Annotated in this window: 17 protein-coding genes and 1 pseudogene; 11 read left to right on the top strand and 7 right to left on the bottom strand. The window is 63.9% G+C overall.

Annotation, left to right across the window (positions count from 1 at the left end):
• Positions 1-26: 26 nt before the first annotated feature.
• Positions 27-1292 carry a hypothetical protein gene (locus tag AB0K73_RS13810; RefSeq protein ID WP_360513830.1) on the top strand — a complete coding sequence of 422 codons (1266 nt, stop codon included), beginning with the start codon at positions 27-29 and terminating at the stop codon, positions 1290-1292.
• A 516-nt stretch (positions 1293-1808) separates the two neighbouring features.
• On the opposite strand, the gene AB0K73_RS13805 is transcribed toward AB0K73_RS13810, so the two are convergent.
• The 3 genes from AB0K73_RS13805 to AB0K73_RS13795 form a co-directional block, all read right to left on the bottom strand.
• On the bottom strand, positions 1809-2024 hold the full coding sequence (locus AB0K73_RS13805) for a hypothetical protein (RefSeq protein ID WP_360513827.1): 216 nt from the start codon (positions 2022-2024) through the stop codon (positions 1809-1811).
• A 96-nt stretch (positions 2025-2120) separates the two neighbouring features.
• A complete protein-coding gene (locus AB0K73_RS13800) occupies positions 2121-3146 on the bottom strand; it encodes a hypothetical protein (protein WP_360513824.1) in 1026 nt (341 codons plus the stop codon).
• A 140-nt stretch (positions 3147-3286) separates the two neighbouring features.
• On the bottom strand, positions 3287-4483 hold the full coding sequence (locus AB0K73_RS13795; RefSeq protein WP_360513821.1) for a competence protein CoiA family protein: 1197 nt from the start codon (positions 4481-4483) through the stop codon (positions 3287-3289).
• 503 nt (positions 4484-4986) lie between these two features.
• On the opposite strand from AB0K73_RS13795, the gene AB0K73_RS13790 reads away from it, so the two are divergent.
• Both AB0K73_RS13790 and AB0K73_RS13785 read left to right on the top strand, forming a co-directional pair.
• The gene (locus AB0K73_RS13790; RefSeq protein ID WP_364775387.1) at positions 4987-5679 is read left to right on the top strand and encodes a hypothetical protein; all 693 of its coding nucleotides are present in this window, start codon (positions 4987-4989) and stop codon (positions 5677-5679) included.
• Positions 5680-5753: 74 nt separating this feature from the next.
• On the top strand, positions 5754-6962 hold the full coding sequence (locus AB0K73_RS13785) for a hypothetical protein (RefSeq protein ID WP_360513815.1): 1209 nt from the start codon (positions 5754-5756) through the stop codon (positions 6960-6962).
• Between the two features lie 972 nt (positions 6963-7934).
• Here the strand turns inward: AB0K73_RS13785 and AB0K73_RS13780 are convergent.
• Both AB0K73_RS13780 and AB0K73_RS13775 read right to left on the bottom strand, forming a co-directional pair.
• A pseudogene (locus AB0K73_RS13780) lies at positions 7935-9013 on the bottom strand (IS3 family transposase).
• Between the two features lie 319 nt (positions 9014-9332).
• Positions 9333-10571, bottom strand: coding sequence for an ABC transporter substrate-binding protein (locus tag AB0K73_RS13775; protein WP_360513812.1), 1239 nt, complete (start codon positions 10569-10571; stop codon positions 9333-9335).
• Positions 10572-10748: 177 nt separating this feature from the next.
• Between AB0K73_RS13775 and AB0K73_RS13770 the strand changes: the two genes are divergently transcribed.
• The 4 genes from AB0K73_RS13770 (at position 10749) to AB0K73_RS13755 (ending at position 14587) form a co-directional block, all read left to right on the top strand.
• Positions 10749-11696, top strand: a complete 948-nt coding sequence (locus AB0K73_RS13770; RefSeq protein WP_360513809.1) for a LysR substrate-binding domain-containing protein — start codon at positions 10749-10751, stop codon at positions 11694-11696.
• Positions 11697-11819: 123 nt separating this feature from the next.
• Positions 11820-13025, top strand: coding sequence for an acyl-CoA dehydrogenase family protein (locus tag AB0K73_RS13765; RefSeq protein WP_360513806.1), 1206 nt, complete (start codon positions 11820-11822; stop codon positions 13023-13025).
• Complete coding sequence (locus AB0K73_RS13760; protein ID WP_360513803.1) at positions 13022-13552, top strand: flavin reductase family protein; 531 nt, start codon at positions 13022-13024, stop codon at positions 13550-13552. The genes AB0K73_RS13765 and AB0K73_RS13760 overlap by 4 nt, the downstream gene beginning before the upstream one ends.
• A 723-nt stretch (positions 13553-14275) precedes the next feature.
• Positions 14276-14587 (top strand): MarR family winged helix-turn-helix transcriptional regulator, encoded by a 312-nt coding sequence (locus AB0K73_RS13755; RefSeq protein ID WP_360513800.1) that lies wholly within the window; start codon positions 14276-14278, stop codon positions 14585-14587.
• A 35-nt stretch (positions 14588-14622) separates the two neighbouring features.
• Here the strand turns inward: AB0K73_RS13755 and tcuA are convergent, their stop codons facing one another.
• Both tcuA and AB0K73_RS13745 read right to left on the bottom strand, forming a co-directional pair.
• Positions 14623-16149 (bottom strand): FAD-dependent tricarballylate dehydrogenase TcuA, encoded by a 1527-nt coding sequence (gene tcuA, locus AB0K73_RS13750; protein WP_360513797.1) that lies wholly within the window; start codon positions 16147-16149, stop codon positions 14623-14625.
• A 159-nt stretch (positions 16150-16308) separates the two neighbouring features.
• Positions 16309-16902 carry a TetR/AcrR family transcriptional regulator gene (locus tag AB0K73_RS13745; protein WP_360513794.1) on the bottom strand — a complete coding sequence of 198 codons (594 nt, stop codon included), beginning with the start codon at positions 16900-16902 and terminating at the stop codon, positions 16309-16311.
• A gap of 154 nt (positions 16903-17056) precedes the next feature.
• Here AB0K73_RS13745 and AB0K73_RS13740 point away from each other — a divergent pair, with 154 nt between their 5' ends.
• From AB0K73_RS13740 to AB0K73_RS13725, 4 genes are all read left to right on the top strand, one after another.
• Entirely contained in the window at positions 17057-17791 is a 735-nt protein-coding gene (locus AB0K73_RS13740; protein WP_360513791.1) for an SDR family oxidoreductase, read from the top strand.
• Positions 17788-19962 carry a cytochrome P450 gene (locus AB0K73_RS13735; RefSeq protein WP_360513788.1) on the top strand — a complete coding sequence of 725 codons (2175 nt, stop codon included), beginning with the start codon at positions 17788-17790 and terminating at the stop codon, positions 19960-19962. Before AB0K73_RS13740 ends, AB0K73_RS13735 begins: the two co-directional genes overlap by 4 nt.
• Before the next feature lie 132 nt (positions 19963-20094).
• Positions 20095-21501 carry an MmgE/PrpD family protein gene (locus AB0K73_RS13730; RefSeq protein WP_360513785.1) on the top strand — a complete coding sequence of 469 codons (1407 nt, stop codon included), beginning with the start codon at positions 20095-20097 and terminating at the stop codon, positions 21499-21501.
• Positions 21498-22532: an NADP-dependent oxidoreductase gene (locus AB0K73_RS13725; protein ID WP_364775383.1), complete on the top strand. Its 1035-nt coding sequence runs from the start codon at positions 21498-21500 to the stop codon at positions 22530-22532. Before AB0K73_RS13730 ends, AB0K73_RS13725 begins: the two co-directional genes overlap by 4 nt.
• The last annotated feature ends 51 nt before the right edge of the window (positions 22533-22583 follow it).

Raw genomic sequence — 22583 nt, 5'->3', positions numbered from 1 at the left:
CGGGCCGCGTGCACTTGACTAGGTCTATGTCGACTCTCGATCCAGCTCCCCATGCCTCTGAGGGCCTCCAGGTATTCGTTATCTCCCACGACGACGATTTCACGGAGACCCGTCTGCCGCCCTCAAGGGCCGGCGAAGCCACTGACGTCTCGCGAGACCTGGGCATCGGAGCGGGCGGTGTAATCGTGCGGATCGACCACGGCCCGTTCGTCGCAGCCGAGTCCGAACTTCGCGGCGTCAGCGTGGCTAGTCTCGCCGCCGCTATTGATGGCAACTACTACGGCACCGAGCTCTACGTCGATCGCACGCCGCCGCCGGTGAATGACGATGTTCTGGATCTTGAAGAGCGATATCACGTCGACGTGCAGGCCGGCCAACTCGTGGCCGTCGTAACGGAGCGCTACGCGACCCAGCCGCCGTCTACTCCAGAAGACATCGCGGATTCACTTCGGAGAGTCGTAGAGGCCTACGACTGCACCATCGTCGATGTTAGGCTCAGGCTCGCGGGGGGAGGCTCACCGGAGGAGATCGCGGTCGATTTCTCGGTTAGCGGCCTTGAGCCGGAGCATGCTGAACAGCTCAATGCAGAGCAGCGCGCGACGATCGCGGCGATGGCGCATGACGTGGCTATCACGCTGACCACGGATCCGATTAGAACCGTCTCGGTACTCATGGATGGGGGCGCGGCCCTCGCCGACTACCTAAAGGCGACGCGCGACGGTCCGTTGCATGCGTCTGGTGTACTCAACCTCTTGCGCGGAGGACACTTCAACCTACTGATCGGAGAAGTCGAGTCGGAGTACCTCGAGGTGAAGACCGCGATGCACCCGATCTGGGTCGCCGGCACCCCAGGCGAGAAGGCGAAGATTGAGCTGGCGCAGGACGTGGCTCGGTTTGCCAACGCCGACGTCGATGCCGTGCTGGTAGTGGGGTATCGAGAGGCCGCTGGTGGAGGTAGCGAGATTGGGAGTCTGACTCCAGTGCGCGACTCACTTCTCAACAAAGCACAGATTAGCGAGGTGCTTGATGCTCGGATCGTTCCGCCAGTGGACGGGCTGCTGATCGAGAAGTTCGCGACGTCCCCGACCGACGCTGTTCTCGCGATCTATGTCCCGAAGCAGCCCGCCGAGATGCAGCCGTACCTTGTGCATGGGGTGATCGCAGAGGGCAAGGTCGAGGGCGCGTTTTTTAGCATCGTGCGCCGTCGCGGAGAGGGCTCCATCACAACCTCGGCGCAGCAGATTCACGCTTACATCGTCGCGGGGAGGCGATACCTGCGCGGGGAAGCCTGACGTCCGATGGACCTCGTTCTCTCTGGCGCCTCAGGGAGGCGAAGCTCTTCTGAACGCTTTCGTGGAGCGCTCGAATTGAGCGCATGCGGAGATCGTGCGCGTGCCTGAATTTGAGAGCGGGATGGCTGGCAGCAGTTACCTTGACAACGAGTCGACGGGTCGGTCAGCCCCTGCTGGGCGACGGCATCGCGACGTGCCTGACGAGGGCGGTCGCTCCCACGGCGGCCTGCTCGCTGCACGCGTCGAACGCGAGGTCGGCCACAAGCTATGGATCCAGCGGAAGCGTCGCGAGCGAGAGCACGATCTCGATTTGGAGCATCCGGAGGGCTCGAACTCACCCGAGCGGGGCGTCCGCAGTGACCTCCTCCCGGATCACCGGGCCAGGCGGTCGTCTTGACCGTCCGTGATCATGAGCGGGGCGTCAGCACGACCTGTAGGGCGATCGCGCAATTACGTGCTGGCGTCGGGCGCCGTGCTGTACCCATGACGGGTCACCGTTGGCGACCTGAATGCCGATCAAGTGCCGTCGCCGCGCACCTCGGCCACGGCCGTCAGCCGTTCGAGCGGCTTCAGATCCTCGAGCAGCCGCACGCCGGCCCGCAGGCCACGCTCAATGCGACCCTCGCGCTCGAAGATCGCGCGGTTCTCGAGGCTGGTTCTTGACGCGCGGGCACAGAGGGAGGACCATCGGCGGCATGGTAGACGATCGGCCGCCAGGCGTCGACGGTCCAAGGGGCCAGATCTACCGTTGCCCGGAATGCGGATTCGAGAAGCCGGCACTCGTCGAGATGTTGTGCAGGAAATGCGGTAGGGCGTTGATGCAGCCGATTAGCTCGTCTTAGAGCCCAATGCTGCGAGTGCTGCGGCATCGATCTGTCGCAAGGTTGTCACATAGCCGCGCGCACTTGAAAGTGCCGCGCGGTAGCTTGCCCATGACACTGCAACCAACGCGAGTGGCACCGCAATCTGTCCGAGAATCGGCATTCCCCACAGAAGTGGAAGCGACACTAATGCTGCCGTGGCCGCGACGAACACGAGCATGCAGTACATGTCTAGACGCGTGCGGAATTGATCGTGATGTTCCAAGACGCGGGCAGATGCGACGCCGCGGTGTGCCATCACGAAGCCCTCAAGATCCCCGTTGGTATTGCGGAGGCGATCCTCAGTAGTTCGAAGAATGTTGCCTAACTTCGTCGGCATGATTCGCGAGTGTTCCGGGAACTCCTTCAACTCCAGCTCAAACCGGGTCAATTTTGCGTTGTCCCAGGGTTCGCAGTACTTCACCCACTGCAATTGCAGCTCGTCCGCTTCCTCGTGTTGGTTCTCAGTCAGATCCGGCGGGCGCGGAACCAAGGCGAGGTCATTCTCAATCGCTAGCAAGACCAACCCGTCCACGCGACGTTCGCTCAGCCGCGACTTTGTCCGCTGAAACGCCGTCACGAGGGTCTTTCGTTGACGCATCTTCAGCCCGCGTTGTCGTGCGAGCTGGTATCTAATCCCCAGGCTCCTAAGTACCGAGGCTGGTCCGTGGTGGCCCCAGTAGCCTTCGAGCGCCCGTATGGCTTCAAATGAAAAGGCTTGCGTAAGCAGGGTCGCGATAACCAGAGCCGGCAGTGCGAGGATGAGCACTGGAATCCAGTTCACCTGGATGAACGATCCGATGCCGCTGAAAGAGACCTCCCCGCTCTTCCAGAACCATCCCAGCGAGATGAGGCTCGCAATGAGGAACGCTCCTGGCAGCCAGGCGCTAATGCTGAGTTGATTGAGCACTCGGGCAACGAACCCCGACACGCTCTCCGGATCTGCGGCAGGCGACAGTTGCCGATCTGGTTGCTTAGTGTCGTCCACGGTCACCAGCCTTCCCCTTGTCCCGCCTCGAGGTGGCGATCAACACACCCGCGTGGGTCCATATCGCGGCCCTTCCGGCCGAAGCGTTGGCCTTCGTCGTCTCCCTATATCCGACGCCTCTGTGGATTAGCCACTGCCGCCGGGCGTCATCGAATCGGATCCTCACCAGCCACCGAAGCTGAGCCGCTGAACGGGTCCGAGAGCCCGCGACGATACCGAGGATTGCGGGCGACCTGTTCTAGATCGCCGACGACGTATCGGATGCCCGGCTCACCGTCACTGCGCTGGTACGTCTCCCGGCGAAGCACCCGGCGTGCGACGAGCTCGCGAGACCAGGCCTGCACCGCCTCCCGCGCGTAGCGGACGTCCGAGTCGGCCGCTTCGAGTGCTTCGGTCATGGCTTTGAGCGTGACCTGAGTCCCCGCGGCCCTCCTGTGGATGAACCGCGCGTACAGTCGACCCTGCCAGTGCTCCGGCGCCCAAGGCAGCTGGATCACCACTCGACCGCCCGCCCGAGGGGAGAAGCCTTCGACCTTCAGGTCCAGGAACGTCGGCCAACTGCCGCCGTAGGCGTCCAGCACTGCTATGCGCTCGGGCTGCTCTCGCCACGTCAGGACACGCTCTTCAGCCTTTGCGGCCACCCGCTCGAGGAAGCCGGCCACGTTGCGCTGGCGCTCGAGCTCGTCGGCGATCCGCTTCCGCTCGCGCGCCTCTGCCTTCATGTGGAGTTGGTGAGCAATCGCCTCAGCGTGACGAACCTGCTCGATGAGGTCGCACGTGAATCCGCGATCGGCCATGAGTCGGAACGCATCGAGCGGCTGTACATTGAGCTCCGCCTGATCCCCGACACTGAGCGAGAGGTATCGCCCGGTTTCATTCGAGAACGCCGCCCCGAGCGCGACGCCCAGCTGCTCGGTCTCGGGGTTGATCCAGAGCACCGGAAGTCCCTGGTCGGAGAGCCTCTGCATCACCGGGGTCGGCGCGAGTCGGTCGTCCACGCCGCGAATGTGCCGCAGGTGCGGCGAAACGTGGCCCCAGAGCCAGATGTCGACGATGCCCTGGCTGGTGTAGTCGTCGTGCCGTGCTTGCCACGCATGAGGTGTGAGCGCCGCGTACTGTACTTCGAACGCCGCTCGCCGGCCGGTGGGGGAGAGGAGCATCACGTCTGCGCGCCGGCAGCCGTCCTCGGTCGTCGCCTCCATCTCGACTACGGCGTCCGGGTAGCGCGAGCGGAGCCACCTCTCGAGCATGAGCTGCGCCTGCAGGTGATGGGTGCCCATCGGCGCGTGCTGCTCGACCTTGCGGAAGTGGGCGAACCCGTCGCGGCGGTTGCCGCGATTCATCGCCTTTAGGCGGGGCGAGCTGCACTCAGGGACGACGCAGATGAGCTCGCCGGCGCGCGCACGCTCTCGGAAGCGTTCTGCATGACCGTCCGGCATATGCACGACCCGGCCCGTGGCGACCTCACGCGCATAGACGAGGCGCGGGTCGGCGGACCCGGCGAAGTCCGCTAGCGGCGATTGAATCGGCACGCCGTGAGACTACCGGCGCAGAGGAGGTCCCCTCTACGCATCCGTGCGCAGCGACACGCTGGTGTGGATCCCATGGCGGGGCCTGATCGGGGGACTGGCTACTCAGCATCCGTTCCCCGCCTCTTCCGACGATCTCCGTGCGGCGTGGACCCGGATTCAGTGAAACGCGCCTCAATTCCAGCGCCACCGCATGTGGAATTGACACCCACGACCGGCGCATATGGGCGTCATGCCCGATTTTCGCTCTTGCCTGCATCAGGCACTCAGGCCTGAGCGCCCGCACGGCCACCAACGTCTGCCGGTCACGCCATACTGTGTCTCGACTGTCCTTGCACCACCCTGACTTGAATGTGAGAATCGTGCCCTCCTTCTTCGACCGGCTGAAGTCTGCATTCGTCCCGACGCCCAGTGACTCCGCTCGCGCACCGTTGCCCGACTACGCGACGCCGCCGCAGTCGTCGCCCGCCGCACTGGCCGCCAGCGCCGCGGCACGCGCGACCGCCGCACGTCCGGCGATCGAGCGGGTGGGCGTCTCGACGACGGGCATGCTCCACAAGGCATTCTTCTCGCGCTATGGGGAGGGCGCGATCGTCGCAGACTGCAACCTCGAGACTGCCCTCAACGACGTTCGCGACGCAACGCCCGCAGATGTGGACCTGAAGCGCTGCGGCCGCTGCTATCCGAACCCGACTGCGCGGAAGGAGTCGGCGCCTCGTCGAAAGTCCCTCGCGCGCCGTTCGCCGGAGCTCGTGTACCTGGTTGCGCCTGATGCCGACGCATCCGCCGTCACGGTCAAGGCGTGGTTCGCGAACGACTATGGCCGGATCGACAAGGACAAGGGGATTATCGCCGTCGCGAACATCACCGACCTTGAGCCTGACCAACTGCCCAAGCGTGACACCTGGGTGAGCTCGAAGGACACCGAGAAGCTCTACGCGTTGCATGAGGAGGTCCGCTCGGGCATCTTCCAGCTCGATGATGCAATCCGAGAGGCGATCAAGCGGTGACGGAAACGACTGTTCCGGCGGAGAGCAATCCACCCGAAACGCACGAATACGATCGGACCCAAAGAGGGAGAGACGTGGACACAGCCGCAGCAGTGCAGACTCAAGAGGTCGCGGTTCGACGATTGGGCAAGGAAGGGGCGGATCTCGCGGTCTTCGAGTTCCAAGGCAAATTGCGAGACTTGTTGATCTCCAGCCTTCGCGAGGGCTATCTGACCACTGGGAACTACGTCCCTGACGCGAAGGTCGTCTCACGCCAGGGTGCCATGTCGCTGGCCGTCGCGGGAGCGGCGGGCGGAGCGACCGCGTTATCGGCAGCGTTCTCGTCCACGCTCTTCATGGCGACCGCGAATCCCGCCACGCTCATGACATTGGGCAACGGCGTCGGCAGCGCCGTGATGGGCGCCAGCGGAATCGTGGCCCAGGCGCCGTTCATTGCCGTGGCGAGTTCACTTCCGGTCGTGGCGCCGATCCTCGCGATCCAGGCTCTCAATACTGCAGTGATGATGCAGCAGTTCAAGCAGATCGACCGGAAGCTCGATGTCATCAAGAGCACCTTGGACAAGGTAATCGCGAGGATCGAAGCGACGCACGCGGGAGAGCTGCTCGCTGCATCCAGGATCGTCGACGAGGTGTACTCCCAATACAGTCTCGAAGGAGGCTTCTCACGCGACATGCTCGTGCGGCTCGCACTCGCGGAGCGTGACGTGAGAGCCCTTGCCGCCAGGTTCCGCCAGCTTGTGGAGGGGCGCAGCGCGATGAACGTCGATGACCTCGCTGAGGTCAAGCAGGCGAACTATGACGCCCACAGCTCGATGCTTGCCTCCTTCGTGGAACTCCGTGTGGCCTACCTTCGTGTCTGTGTCGATATGCAGGAAAACCCGAAATCGGTCAGCTCGTCAATGGAACGACTGAAGTCCGTCATCGACGACGGGATTTTGTTCTGGCAGCATCTGCAGGACCGTTCGCGAGTGCTCAAGGATGAGATCAATCAGCTCGAGACGAAGCTCCAGGACATGAACTGGGCCGCACGGAGCTTCCCGGTCGGCGAGGGAGCCAGCCTCGAGAAGGAGCTCGCAAAGCGCAACGCCGCCTACACGTCGACGATGGAGAGCGAGCGGGAGATCATGAGCGAGTTCCATTCGCTCATCGAGTCCGCTCGAGCGACTCGGACGGCACTTGATGCGTCGGCACCGTTGAACGGCGCGACCTCGCCGACGCTCGTCTACTGGAAGGACGAGACCGGTGAGCATTCGTTCGTCACGGAGAAGAACCTCATCTCCTGATCAGCCAAGGCTCAGAAGGACGGCACGGACCTCTGAACTGGTATTTTTCCGGTGGCACTGAAGTCTCTTCGGTGCGCGCTGAGCCGCGCTCGAGCGTTCTCGTCTCACCTCGACTCCTCTTCTCGTCTGGCGATGTGTCCGCCCAACCAAGGGGAGCATAAGTCGAACCGCCTATGCTCGCTGCCGCCGCGCGAACCGCTCCACCAAGAATCGGCATTGCGCCGAACTCGATCGTCTATGGCGGTATGTATCTGGCAAGCTGGTCGAGCTCGGCTGCTCGGCGGGCCACGTCCGAAAGCAGGTGGAGTTGGCTGGTCGCGTCGCCCGAATGGGAGCCTGCGCGGTTACCGCATTGATGGTCGCGCTTCTGATCACCGGTTGTGTGTCGCACGTGTCTATCGAGGGTCCGCGGGCTGCATCCGCTGAACCAGGGGAGGCGCCGGCTATACCCGAGCAGATGCAGGTTCCCAACGGGTTCACGGACAAACGGGAAGGGCTCGCGTATCGGACCTTGGAGCCTCGGGCCTGTGCGCCGTCCGAATCCGCGGACGCGTACATGACCTGCTGGACGATCGAGGTGGTCGCATTGCGGGACTGCTCGCCAGCGCCTGTCGATGCGATGGTGCGGCGTGGCTCAGACTTCGACTTGTTGGCCAATATGACTGGTGAGCTCCCGGAGGTCATGAGCATCGGCGATCACCAGATCGTCGACCTCCGCGAAGAGTGGTCTGAGGACCCTGGTGTGGTCTACCTGGGTATCCAGGGGCTCAGTTGCATAGGTGACTAACGGGTGCTGCTCAGGGTCGTTGGTTGATTTGTGACCTGCGATAGACGGGTGAGGGCCTCCCGGTCGAGAGTGGACCTGTCTAGTTTCCTCACTCGAGAACAGGGAGGTGCTCGTGTCCCACGGTGATGCGCTTTGACACCCCGCCGCCAAGGGGGTCTGCTGCACGGATAGGTGACAGGTTGTAGTCACGCAGCCAGAGCGGCTGGCGTGTTCATGATGGCCTCGAACTCGACCGGGGTCAAACGACCGAGACGGGGCTGGCGGCGGCGGCGGTGGTAGGTCCGCTCGATCCAGGTCACGATCGCGATCCGGAGCTCGTCCCGGGTTGCCCAGGTGCGGCGGTTCAGGACGTTCTTCTGCAGCAGGCTGAAGAAGAACTCCATGGCCGCGTTGTCGCCCGCGGCGCCGACCCTGCCCATCGATCCGACCATGTGGTGACGGGCCAGGGTGCGGAGCACCTTCCGGCTTCGAAACTGGCTGCCCTGTCGGAGTGCACGATGCATCCGGCGACGTCACCGCGGCGGGCGACGGCGATCTCGATCGCCGTGACGGCAAGGCGTGACTTCATCCTCGAATCGATCGAGTAGCCGACGATCCGGTTCGAGTAGACGTCCTTGACCGCGCAGAGGTACACCTTGCCCTCTGCGGTGCGGTGCTCGGTGATGTCCGTCAACCTCTTCCCAAACGCGGACCACCAGCCGTTGTCCGCGCAGATCCGCCACGCGGTCCGGTCGGCCATCGCCTGGCCGGCATCACGGGCTTCGTCGGCCAGGAGCCGGTGCCCGAACTCCGGGGTCGTCGCGGTGCGCGTCGAACAGTGCGTTCGCGCGACACGCCTCCATCAGTTCGGCGTCGGTGATGGGGTCGGCCAGCCACCGGTAGTAGGGCTGGCGGGCGAGCTTGAGCACCCGGCACGTCACCGAGACAGGGACCTTCCTGTCCTCGGCGAGCTCCTTCACGAGCGGGTAGAGCCTTTTGACGGCAGATTCGCCTGCGACAAGTACGCCGCCGCCCGCCGCAGGACTTCGTTCTCCTGCTCGAGGAGCCGGATCCGCTTCCGCGCCTCACGCAACTCCGCTGACTCCGACCGGGTCTGGCCGGGCGCCGTTCCCTCTTCGACCTTGGCGCGGTGGAGCCACTTCTGCAGCGTCATCGGATGGACCCCGAAGTCATGCGCGATCTGCTCGATCGTCACACCGGGCTCACGGTTCCGCGCGACACGGACCACGTCGTCACGGAACTCACTCGGGTAAGGCTTGGGCACAGCAACATCCTTCCAGCCCACCCCGCAGGGCAAGCCAACTCAGATGTCACCTACTCGTGCAGCAGACCCATGGACGTGTGTAGCCGACCCGGCATCGTCATCCATCCTGAACTAGACGACGGAACGAAACCCAGGCCGAGTCACGACTCCTCGTCGACGTGTTCGCCAACGCTCCGTCAGCCGACCCGATTGCACCAAGACGTAAGATTCCGACCTGCCTCAACCTGACCGCGCCCGCGCACCCAGACGCAACGCGGGAGCGGGGTCAGATGGGACCCGATCCACATCTGACCCCGCTCCAGGGTTCATTGGCGCTCGTCTACTGGAGGGATTCCACTGGAGCGAATCCGGTGCCGTTGAACGCCATCACTTTGACCTCGCTCATCGCCGGGAGTCCGTCCTTGGTGGTATCGATCGTGCCACCGGGGAGGAGGAAGGGGGCTTCGAACCCTTCGATCGAGAAGAGAGCCTCCATGAAGCTCTCCCGCGTGGGCTCTTCCATCTTCATGAAGGCCTGCTCGAGGATCGATGCGCCGATCCAGCTCCACACACACTGGGGGAACCCGGGTACGCCATCCTGGTCCGTGTATTCGTCCATTGCGGCCAGGAATGCCTTGCCGTCCTGGCTTTCCTGGAAGGTCGGAGAACCGGCTACCAGAGAGGATGCCGTCGTGTAGATCGCGGGGAACTGGTCGGCCACGCCGGACGGAGTGAGGTACACGCCGGGACTGGACGTCGTTGACGGGAGGAACAGGCTCGGGTGCCATCCAAGGGCGTGCGCGCGCTGGAGAGAGCCGAGCACAAGGGGCGCGAGCGACGACATCGCGTTGTAGAAGACGTCGGCACCAGTGCTGGCAAGTTCGGTGATCTGTGCCGAGACGTCGACGTCGGTCGCCTCGTAGGTGAGTTCCTTGACGATCTCTACGTTGTCCGCGTCCTCGAGTGCCGCCTTCAATCCCTCGACGTATCCGTGGCCGTAATCGTCGTTCTGATAGAGGATGGCGACCTTGTGATCGTTCGGCGAGGCGGCGAGCATCTCACCGAACGCCTCACCCTCCTGCGGGTAGACCGGCAGTAGGCCGAGTTGCCAGGGGCTTTGCTCGCGATCGCTGAATAGCGGGTCGCCAGTCTGCAATAGAACTTGGGGGACTTCTTCGTCGATCGCGGCTTCACGCCAGGCACGGTTGGTCGGGGTGCCGAGGCTCAGCGTGGTGGCGAACACCCCGTCGCTCACCATCTGTTGGAAGTTCGCTAGCGCCTTCTGTGGGTCATAGCCGTCGTCATACGCTTTCACCTCGATGGTGCGCGTCTTGCCGTCCCCGAAGGTGATGCCGCCCTCGGCGTTCTTCGCTTCGAAGTAGGCGATTGCTCCGTCGATCGCGCAGTTTCCAACGCCGGCGGCGTTGCCGGTGAGCGGCGACGTCGATCCCAGGGTGAGAGTGGTGTCGGTGATGCCTGGCGAGGCAGCCGCGCCTTCGCCGGTTCCCGGCCCGGTGTCTCCTCCGCGGGCGCACGCGGTAAGTCCGAGTGCAAGGATGCCGACCGTCGCGGCGATCACGGTAGCCCGTCGTCTAGCTGGGGTGATTCTCATGGATGTCGTGCCTCCTGTGCCTGCCGCGACCGACGCTGGTCGTGGTCTCATCGACCCGACCCCATCCTGTGCTGAGCGGTATATTCAGTCAAACAGAACAAATTGATGAAGAACCACCATCCAAGTGTGGATTAGTCTTGGCGAATGGAATCCAGTGCGGAAGGTGTAGCTGCCGGCGTCGCCAGGGGTGAGGTGACCCTGCGGCAGATCGCCAACTTCGTTGCTGCGGCGGAGGAAGGAACCATCAGCGGTGCGGCGAAGCGGTTGAGCTACTCGGCCTCGGCGATCTCGGCCTCGATCACTGAACTCGAGCGGGCGCTCGGCGCTGATCTGTGTGTCCGCCGTCGGGCGCAGGGCGTGAAGCTGACGCCAACCGGCCGCCTGATCTTCGACAAGGCCAAGCGACTGCTCGAGTATGTGGCTGAGTTGAGCTATGCGGTGGGCGGCGGTGGGAGCGAATTGGTCGGTCCCCTTGTGGTCGGCTGCTTCGTAACGCTCGCACCCACAGTGCTGCCACGCCTGCTCGACGAGTACGAGGAGCAGCATCCGCGGGTCTCAGTGGACTTCATGGTCGGGGCTCAGGACGAGTTGCAAGACGCGCTGGTCGACGGCACGATCGACGCGGCGATCATGTACGACGTGGGAGGCCTGGAAGCCTTCGACCGGTTCACCCTTTACGAGGCGCGGGGTTACGCGCTCTTCGGTGAACGCCATCCCCTGGCGGCCCGCGAAACCGTCACGCTGGAGGAGTTAGCGCCAGTCCCCCTTGTCCTTTATGACCAGACACCCAGCACGCGGTACGCGATGTCGATCTTCGAAGCCCAGGGTTTGACGCCGAACGTCCGCCATCGCACACACGCGTTCGAGTTGACACGTTCGCTCGTCGCGCGATCGGACACTGAGTACGCGATCCTCGTCCAGCGACCCGTCAACAAGCTCAGCTACGAGGGGCTTCCGATCATCGAGAAGGACATCGTGCCTCCACCGCTGGCCGTGCCCGTCGTCCTCGCGCGGCCACGTGGCGGTGAGATGTCCTCCCGCGTCCGCGCCCTGATCGACCTAATGAGGCGGCACTACCCTCAAGAACGCTGATTATTCGACTGAGTAGTGCATATTCCGCGAATTGATCCGTTTGACCGCATAAAGCCATCAGTCCGAGGATGGGTTCATCAACGATGATCGCGGCCACTGACCGCCGCAGGAGAGGCGACCGCCATGGACACCACCACTCTCGAAGGCCGAACCGGTATTCGGCCCGCGCCCTCGGCGACACTCACCGCCGATGACCTGTTGACCGCGGCCGAGGCCCTTGTCCCCCTGCTGCGAGAGCGTGCCCCCGAAGTCGATCGCGAACGCCGCATCCACGAGGACACCTACCGTCGCCTCGGGGACGCCGGCTTCTATCACGTGCTGAAGCCAAAGAAGTACGGCGGACTCGAGCTCACCGAGCACGAGCACGCAAGAATCGCGATGATTCTCGCTCGAGGATGTGCCTCTACCGCTTGGATCTTCTCGATTCTCAGCTCTGACAACATGGCGATCGTCGCCTACCCCGAAGAGGTACAAGACGAGATCTGGGGCACCGACACCTACGCCACACTCGCCGGCAACACCAACCTCAACCCCAAAGCCATCACGAAGCGCGTGCCCGGCGGCTACCGCCTCACCGGCCAGTGGGGCTTCTGCAGCGGCTCCGACTTCTCCGAGTGGCTGATCTTCAACGCACCCGTCGGCGAAGATGGCGAGGGCCACATGTTCATCGTTCCCCGCGAGGACACGACGACCATCGACGACTGGTTCCCCACCGGGATGCGTGGCACCGGTAGCCGTACCATGGCCGTCCAAGATGTCTTCGTCCCCGAGCACCGCGTCCAAGCGACGAAGGACACCGTGCGCAAGCTCAAGGAACGCCGGTCGGTGCACCCCACGTTCGACACAATGTGGGCCACGTGGCCGTCGAACGGTCGATTCCCGTTCGCAAGCTGCGCGGTTGGCGCCGCCTGGGGCGCGGCGGAACACTTCGCAGAGACCGCCGGTTCCAGCACGCGGGTCGCGAACGCCCTCGGCGGTACCGTCCGACTCGCGGATCAGGACTATGTCGCAAGCGAATTCGCGCAGGCTCAGGGAGACATCGAGATGGCACGACTCCTGATCGAGCGCCGCAGCTTCGAGGCATCGGAGCGTGCGCGGCATCGTGTCGAATCATCGGAGTCCGACGTTGCGCGCGAGCTGCGAGACAACGCCCTGGTCACTCGAACCTCACTGCGGGCCGTCCAGCAGATCTTCTCGCTCGTGGGCGCTAAGGCCGGCAACGCCGACCACCCAGTGTCCCGCGCCAAGCGGGACGTCGAGATGATCTCCCACCACGTCACGCTCAACTGGCGGCAGGCGGCCGTCCGATTCCTCGCCTCACAGTCATGATCACCGCAGCGGAATTCAAGGCTGCGTTCCGGCTCCACCCGAGCGGTGTCGCGCTCATCTCGGCGAACGTGAACGGAACATGCGTCGCTCTCACCGCATCATCGGTCTCAGCAGTCAGCGCCGAGCCGCCACTGCTGATGTTCTCGGTCTCGGTGCTGTCCTCAAGCGCCGATGTGTTGAAGCGTGCCGATGCCGTGATAATCCACCTGCTCACCGCCAGCAACCTCGAGCTCGCCAGACTTGGCGCTGCACGCGGAGTGGATCGCTTCGCCGACGAAACGCGATGGAGCCAGCTTCCGACGGGGGAGCCAGTATTCGCGGAGGCCGGGGTCTGGCTGCGTGCTCGGATCGTCCACCGCATCGATGCCGGCGGTTCCACCGTATTCGTCGCGGAGGCAGTGGACGCAAGCGTGTCAGACCGCTCCCTCGCAGACGATGGGCTCGTCTATCGCAACCGCACCTGGCATCGAGTTGGCACCCAGTCGGTGGTCGATGACGCGCACCTCGCCAGCTCGACTGCGAGGTGACGGGCCGCGCTGTCGGTGGGATCGCGATTCTTAACTCCCGTGCAGCTGGATCCAAAGCCGAGGTTGGGATGGGAAACGCTGGAACACCCGTCGCTTCGATCGGATGGGTGAGATCCCTTGGGTGGTCGAGTTTTCTCGGCACCGTGCGGGTCAGCTCGTTGCAATTATCCTGTGCGCGTACGTGCCCCCTGCCGACGGCAGTTGGCGGATCTAAGCCGTCGGCGATAAGCGGGCCCGGCGCTGCTCGACTTCACGGCATCGCCGAGCGACGCGCCGGAGTCGCTTCACCCGAGATGGCGCCGACAGCAACGCCGTCTTCGACGTACACGAGATCTTCCGCTGCCATCAACCACGACATCGACCTCGCGGCGTTCTAGAAGTGGCGCTCCCATTCCGGGACGCTGGGTCTACAGGATTGGGACTGTACCTAGCGCTAGTGCTCTCGCTGACCGCACACGCGACGTTACCGAATTGCTCGCCCCGCCATCACAATCCGGTCCACTCGGACGATGACGATCGCGCCACTATTACTGATACCGCGTGGAGCGATGTCGTTGTCAATGTGGACGGCCAATACCTTTTGACTGGGGAGGCTGGAGGTGCACATCGGATTCCTCATCCGCCGTGCTGAGAGATTGCACGTGGCCGCGTGGTCACGGATCGTGTCGACCGAGGTCTCGAGCGTGCAGTACTTGAGCCTCGTCGTGCTCGCAAGCTGGGGCCATGCCAGACAGCGCGATCTGTGCGACGAGGTCGACCATCGCCGACCTCGTCGCATGCATTGAGCGGAAGGGACTCATCGGCTGGCGACCCGATCCGATCGACGCCGGGCGCAAGACCGTTAGCCTCACCGAGTACGGCCTCGCGGTACGCAGACGACTGGCGACGCTCGTGGCGGACGTCCAGCTTGCGTTCACCAGGCCCAGGCCGGACGAAGCAGAGCGGGCGCTTCGATACGTGCTGCAGTCATTACTCGAGCCCGCTCGACAAGCAGTCGAGCGGCGAATGGCGAGTGAGCTACTCACCGCTCCCTGAATCGACTCGTTTGGCGGGCTCGCCTGGACGGTGGGTCACATACTCGCACTGCCATGTGCTGCCGGAACAACTGTCTGCGCTGCTACGTGTGCCGCTGCCGTGGCACCCGCGCGCTTGCCGAGGACGGCACCGTATGTGAGTCCGGAACCACCCGGGTAGTTGAAGTAGAAGAGTCCGCCCGCCATTTCGCCAGCGACGTACAGCCCTGGAATCGGCCGTTCGGACTCGTCGAGGGCGCGCCCGAGGGTGTCCACGCGAAGGCCACCGAAAGTGAAGGTAATGCCACACGTGATCTGGTAGGCCTCGAACGGCCCCTCATCGATCGTGTTGGCCCAGTTGGACTTGTTGACGGCGAGACCGGTTGTCCTGCGGCCGTCCTTGAGGTTCGGGTTGAAGGGCACCTCGGCCTGAACGGCGCCGTTGTACTCGTCGATTGTTTCGAGGAAGGCAGACGGATCGACGCCGTCGAGTTTGTGGGCAAGTTCCTCGAGTGAGTTCGCGGTGACCTTGGTCACCTGTCGAATGCGGTACTCGTCGCGCAGGAGATGGGTGACCTTCTGGTCGAAGATTTGCCACGCGAACTGTTGCGGTTGTTCAAGCACCCTGCGCCCATACTTCGCGTACGTGTAGTTGCGAAAGTCCGCACCTTCGTCAACGAAGCGCTTGCCATCGGAATTCACCATGATGCCGAATGGGTATGAGTGCTTCTGGAACCCGTCACCGACTTCAAGGTCCCCGAACTCCGGGGCGTTGCGCTCCCATCCCACGGCATGACATCCCGACCAATTGCCCGCGGGGGCGGCGCCGACTTCCAGCCCGATTCGGATGCCACCTCCGGTGTTGAACCGGGTTCCACGGACCTTGGCGAGATCCCATCCCGGACCCAGGTATCGGGTGCGCCACTCCGGGTTCGCCTGGAAGCCGCCAGCCGCCAGGACAACGGCTCGTGCGGGCAGTACCTCAACGCTGCCCCCGGCGGCCCTCACTCTGACGCCTTTGATTCCTTCGTCTCCGCGTTCGAGGCCTATCGCCTCGGTTCCGTACCGGATCTCGATTCCCATTCGTTCCGCCTCCGCACACAGCGTTTCGACGAGGCCAGGTCCTCCTCCACGGGCCTCGACGGTGAGACCGCCCCAGAAGGTGAACTTCCCGTCCACCTTGAACGCCTGGCGTCCATAGATAGGCAAGAAGCGCACGCCATGGGTCCGCATCCACCGCATAGTAGGCATCGACTCACTCACTAGCAGGTCGGCAAGGTCAGGATCCGCGCGGTACTCGGTGACGCGGCTGATGTCGTCATAAAATCGCTCTTGGCTGTAGCTCCCAAAGTCGGTCGCCTGCAGTTCCTCCTCTGTGAGGTCCGGCATTAGATGACGCAAGCCATCGGCGTCTTCATAGGCCACTCGCATGGCGCCGGCTGTGAACGCGCTGTTCCCACCCCGGAGTTCCTTGGGGGCACGCTCGAGCACGAGCACCTCGGCACCGTTCTCCCGGGCGGAGATGGCGGCACAGAGCGCGGCATTACCAGCGCCGACGATGATCACACGGTTATTCAAGTCCACGAAGCAATCCTCAATGTCCAGATGTTGTATGCAACCAGTATGCACACCAAATGCTTCAACATCGCAACGGATTGGATTGAGGGTTCGAGGAACGCCTGGCGTCGGACGACTCGTGCGGTATTCAACTAGACGATGTGCAATGTCAACTGGCCACTGGTCCTACTCGCAGCGACCGCTCGGGATCATGCAGCGCTGCGCTGTTTCGATATAGGCAGCCGGGTCATGGTCGGCGCTCAGTGCCCAGGCGGACAACGCTGACGACAGCGCGGACCACATCGCCGCTCCTTGGATGCGAACTTCCAGCGCGTCTTCGGACTCGTCGCGGACTATTGCCACGAATCCCGTGACGAGTCGACGCCACTCCTCGAACTTCGACCACGACGCGGCTGACGCATCCTGGTCTCGCTCCATGATTGCGATTCTCGCCTTGATCAGGCGCAACCGACACGGATCCGAGAGGAGCATCGCGAGGTAGCTGTCGAAGATGGTGTCCAACGAGGACGGGTGCTGGATGCGCCGCGTGAACTCCGTTCGGAAGCGCTCGGCGTTCTCGTCCATCCCGTGCCAGAGCACCGAAGCCTTCGACGGAAAGTAGCGGAACAGCGTGGGGGTGCTGATGCCGGAAGCCTGCGCGATTCCATCCATCGTGGTGGGTGCCCACCCATCGCGGGTCATCAGCCCAAGCGCGATCGCGCTGATTGTATCGGGGTCGCCGACCCGAGGACGGCCGCGGGTCCGGGTTCGAAAGTCCATCAGCCCAGCATAACTTCGACTCCTGTCCGACAGTCAGATTGTCTGCTCCATCCATGGCGGTTTGAGTTATTATGAGTGTCACATTCAAAAAGATGCTGCCCGCGCTCCTCGCGGGCAACCATGCTGTCGAGACGCGCCGAGGGAGAAGACGCCCATGAACCTTGAACGAACGCGAGTAGCGGTGATCACCGGTGCCGGTCGGGGGATCGGTGAGGCGATCACGGAGCGACTCGTCGAAGACGGCTGGTATATCGTTGCGGTGGACCGCGACCCGGCCACCGTGCAGTCGGTGGCGGCACGCCTCGGCGACGAGCATGTGGAGGCGCATTCCATCGATGTGACGGATCGTGCCGCCGTTGTGGCACTGTTTGGTGACATCGATGCGCGACTGGGTCGCGTGGATGCCGTCGTCAACAATGCGATGTGGGTGCACTACGCACCCATCACGGAGATCGCCGAAAGCTCGCTCGATGGAATGTTCGGGATTGCCGTGAAGGCCGCCTTTTGGACGATGCAAGCAGTCATCCCGATCATGGAGCGCCACGGCAGCGGGGTGATCGTGAACATGTCCTCGCCGGCGGCGACCCGCGGCGTCGATGGTAGCAGCGCCTACTCGGCCGTAAAGGGCGCGGTGTCGAGCCTGACGTGGCAGGCGGCGCGGGAGTTGGGCCCGAGGGGCATCCGCGTTAACGGTATCGTTCCGGGTGCCGTTCGCACCCCCGGTGCGCGCGAGGTCGTGGATGATGACGGCTACGAGATCCGCCGCAAAATGAGCGCGCTCGGCAGACTGGCCACGCCGGAGGACATCGCCGGGGGTGTGGCATTCCTCCTCTCGCCCTCCGCTTCGTTCGTCACCGGCCACCTGCTTGCTGTGGACGGTGGGCTGTGAAGACCATCGACGAGATTCCTGCCGTTATCGGCGACCTCACGGACGACGCCGATCTGCGCTCGAACCGCGAGCGCCACTGGGCCGGTCGGAGCAGCCGTGGCATCGAGGTGTTCAGCTACGACCCGGGCATGCAGGTGCTGGAGCATCCGGACCTGCTCAAGGGGCCCTCATTCCAGTATCGGCTCGATCAGCTCGGGATCCAGGGCGAAGCGCGTCGATACATGGACATGGTTATTCCCAACAAGGAGGGTGACGAGCGCCGGCAGATGCGCGCATCGATGGCGGCGCTCTTCCGGCCTACCCAGATCAGCAAGATGCGCCAATCCATCCGAGCGATCGTCCACAATGTACTGGATGAGGTAGAGAGCCCGTCGGCGTGGGATCTCATGGAGCTCTGCTGGCAGATCCCCGCGCGCACATACTGCGATCTCGTCTCAATTCCGCACGATCGGGCCGACACGGTCATTCGGATCGCGGATTCGCTCCTCGGTACACTGCTTAAGGTCAACGTCTCACGTCGGGAAGAGGCGGAGGCCGCGATTCTGGAGTCCGTCGGCATCGTGCGGGAGCACCTGGATGCGCGCCGTCAAAACCTCGGTGACGACTTCACATCGGTAATGATCCGCCAACAGCAGGACGGCCTCATGACCGAGGAGCAGCTCGTGGCGCAATCCTTCGGCCTTCTCCAGGCGAGCGTCGACAACACCGCACATCAGATGGGCAATGTCTTCGGGATGCTCCTGACCGAACCGGATCGCTGGGGCGAATTCGTTGCCAACCAATCGCTCCGCGGACCGATCATCGAGGAGGGCATTCGGCTTTACCCGCGGTTCGGCACGATCTTCCGCATCGCTGCGAAGGACGTGGCGATCGATGACGTGATCATTCCTGAGGGGACGTGGGCATTCGTGTCGACACGCGCCGGCCAGCGAGATCCAGAGGTCTTCGGAGCACCCGATGAGTACCGACTCAACCGGCCGCCGGCGCGGCCGCTCATGTTCGGGGCCGGCCCGTACAACTGCATGGGTCAGAATCTTGCGCGCATGGAGATCGAAGAGGCGATGACGGTCGTCGCCGAAAGGTTCCCGGATCTCGTGCTGACCGGCGATTGGGGGAGAAAACAGGCCGATGCGGTCAGCGAGACCACCGAATTGATCGTCGACCTCGGCGCGCCTGCGCCTCCGCGCCAGTCCAGTGGCCCGGTCCACGTCGCCGTCACCCTGCCGAAGGGTGAGGTCGTGATCGACTGCGAGGTGGTTGGCATGCACCGCGTCGGCGTCGATAGTTTGGCTCTGGATCTTCAGGCTCACGACGCGAGCGCACTGCCCGACTGGACTCCTGGCTCGCATATCGACGTCGTGCTGCCCAACTCACTCGTGAGGCAGTATTCGCTGTGCGGGGAGCGCGACGATCGTTCGACCTACCGAGTCGCGATTCTTCGGGAGGAACACGGCGCCGGGGGGTCGGCATACATCCATGACCAGCTGCGGGTCGGCGACCGCCTGGAGGTGCGAGGTCCGCGCAACAATTTCACACTCGAGGACGCGACCTCCTACCGTTTCATTGCGGGTGGGATCGGAATAACGGCGATTCTGCCGATGGTGCGTGAAGCGGAACGGCGCGGCGCGGAGTGGAACCTGGTGTACGTCGGACGTGACCGCCGTCGGATGGCTTTCCTCGAGGAGGTCTCGGCGCTGCCGGGCGAGCGGGTGCGTGTGATCGAATCGAGAGTCGAGGGACGCCCGGAGATCGGCGAGATCGTGGGCGAGCCGAGGGAGGGTACCCTACTTTACGCGTGCGGCCCAGCGAGCTTGCTGGCCGACATTGCCGGCGCCGCGTGGTCCGAGGACGCGATGCGTTTCGAGCGGTTCGAGCCCGACCTGTCTGCGCTCGCGGCACCATCCGAGGCTTTCAGCGTGCGGCTCACGCAGTCGGCCCAGACCATTCGTGTACCGGCCGAGAAGTCGATCCTCGACGTGATGGAGGAGTCGGGGGTCTTATGGCCGTACTCGTGTCGTGAGGGCACTTGCGGGTCGTGTGAGACACGCATCGTCGCCGGTCGCGCCGATCATCGCGACGCGATACTGACGCCGGCCGAGCGCAGGGCGAACGAGACCATGATGGTCTGCGTCTCGCGTGCGCTCAGCGACGAGTTGGAACTCGAAGCGTAGAGCAACGCACACCACATCGCCGTTCGTCCCGGCTGGGTGCGGCGATGCTCTGTTGGTTTGGTTGCTCACTAGCTTTCATACAAACTTACAGTTAGGGTGTGAATGTCGAGTCGAGGAATGGAAAGGTGGGGAATGTCCGCTTCATCGTCGTCGGCGTTCCGACAAGCCCGCCACTGCGAAGGTGTAGCGGAAGCCATCCTCGCGCGGGTCCGTAACCCGACGCTCGACGCGGCGAGCATGGACCAACTTCGAGTCGTAATTGCGGATGCGCTGGTTAACGCCGTGTTGGCGGGTGGCTCGCCGGCCTCTCGCTCGGCCGACGCGCTTGCCGGCGCTGCTGTATCCGGCCCCGCGAGCGTAATCGGGTCGCCCGAGGGAGTGGGTGTCGAAGCGGCCGTGCTCGCCAACTCCCTGCGAGTGCATGCGATCCTCCAGGACGACTCGCACCCGGGCACGATGCTCCACCCTGGTGCGATCGTTCTTCCCGTCGCGCTCGCGGTCGCACAGGAGCGCGGGGCGTCCACAGCGCAGTTCCTGTCGGCCGTCGTGGCCGGCTACGAGGCGATGGTGCTGATCGCCGCGCCAGTCGCTGAGCGGGCCGCCCGGCGGGGGCTTCGCAACACTACGCTCTTCGGGCCCGTCGGTGCGGCGATCGCAGCGGGGACGATCTTTGGCCTAGACGATCGCCGACTCACGGCTGCGATTCTCATTGCAAGCGGCGCCGCCGGCGGAACCCTGGCGCCGCTCACCCTTGGATCGCCTGAGTGGCGCTGTCAGCCGGGCCTCGCGGCCACGAGCGGTCTCGCGGCTGCACGTCTGGCTGCGGCACTGGACCCTGAGATGCTCGCCGCGATGCGTGCTGACACGATCGAGGGCTCGCACGGGCTTTACGCGACGCTTGTGGGGGAGGACGTAGACTGGGCCGCCGCATTGGATGCGATCGGGTCGCCCGTGCTAACCGGGATTACTCACAAGCTCCACAGCACATGCGGGGCGAATCAGGTCCCGGTTGCGGCGTTGAGTCGGATAATGACGAGGGACGGCATCGAGTTCTCCGACATCTCCTCGGTCGACGTCTACCTTCCGCCGATGTCATTGGACTATCCAGGCACCGAAGACCGGGGCCCGTTCGTGGGCGACGGCGTCTACATGAGCAGGCCGCTCGCTCTCGCGGCGCTCGCCCTCGGCGACGGGGCTGCGCTCACAAGAGCGTCTTTCGATGCCGCGCTCGTGGACAGCCGATTGGAGAGCGCGTTCGCGATGATCACGTCTCATCCGCTCCGCCCTGGAGACAGCATGCATCCCCAGGCTGCGAAAGTCGTCGTTTCGCTGAAAGACGGCCGTGAAGTCTCCGCCGACGATTCCGACATCGACCCCGATATCCTGAGACCCGATCTCGATGCCGTGCTCAGCAAGCTCACCGGCCGCATTGCTACGGTCGCCGTGGACGATTTCGGAGCAGTGATCCGCGCGCTGCCGCACACGACGATCGACGACCTCTTTGCTCCCCTCCGAGCGACGGAAGGGGCGCGGGCATGAGTTCTCACGATACGTCGGCGCTGGTGATCGATCGCCATGCACGAGGCGCCTACTCGCCGGATGTGCTGCGCCTCGAACGCAGGGCCGTGCCCGCCCCTGAAGACGGCGACCTCCTGATCGAGGTACTCTACCTCTCCATTGATCCCACGAACCGGAACTGGCTGAAGCTCGAGACGGCGAACACCGTGCGGGAGAAGATTGGTCGCGACCTACGGATCGGTGACGCGATGGTCGGCGAAGGGCTCGGTAACGTACTGCGGTCGCGCCACCCAGACTTCATCGAGGGCGACGTCGTCGCGGGCGTCATGGAGTGGCAGGAGACTGCGGTCGTGCCGGGCGCACGAATGCGTCATGTCGACGTGGCCGAGGACGAACCGCTCACGGCGCACCTCACGATCTATTCGCATATCGGCATGGCCGCGATGGTCGGCTTATACGAGATCGCGAAGATCCAGCCCGGTGAGACTGTGCTGGTCTCTGCGGCCGGGGGTGCGACGGGACGGCTCGCCGTGGGCATAGCCGCGGCGCACGGCTGCCGAGTGATCGGGATTGCGGGCGGTCCCGACAAGTGCACCGATGTCCTCCGGGCAGGTGCCTCCGCCGCCATCGACTACAAGTCTGAGGACGATCTCGCGGCCGGGATCCGGGCGGCGGCGCCTGAGGGCGTCGACGTGTACTTCGATGGGGTTGGCGGTGCGACCCTAGATGCCGCATTGAGTGCAATGTCGCGTCACGGGCGGGTCGCCATCTGCGGAGTGATGAGCGACTATGAGGAAGGGCCGCACCGAGTCGGCATACGGAACATGTTCCTGGTCCTCATCCGCGAACTGAAGATCGAAGGATATCTGGCCGGCAGCCACTGGCATCGCCGGGGCGACTACTTCGCGAAGTTGCGACAACTCCTCCGCAGTGGGCAGATCGAGCACCGCATCGAGGAATCGGTGGGGCTCGAATCCGCCGCGAACCAGCTTTCCAAGCTCTTCACCGGCGACAACCGCGGGAAACTCGTGGTGCGCGTTGGAAGGACATAACGAATCGACCACAGCGTTCACCGATCACGCACAGGACTGTATGATCATTGA

The sequence above is a fragment of the Agromyces sp. NPDC052230 genome (assembly GCF_040679595.1).
Lineage (GTDB): Bacteria > Actinomycetota > Actinomycetes > Actinomycetales > Microbacteriaceae > Agromyces.
The sequence above is the reverse complement of the archived record's forward strand: the minus strand, read 5'-3'. Positions and strand labels throughout refer to the sequence as shown.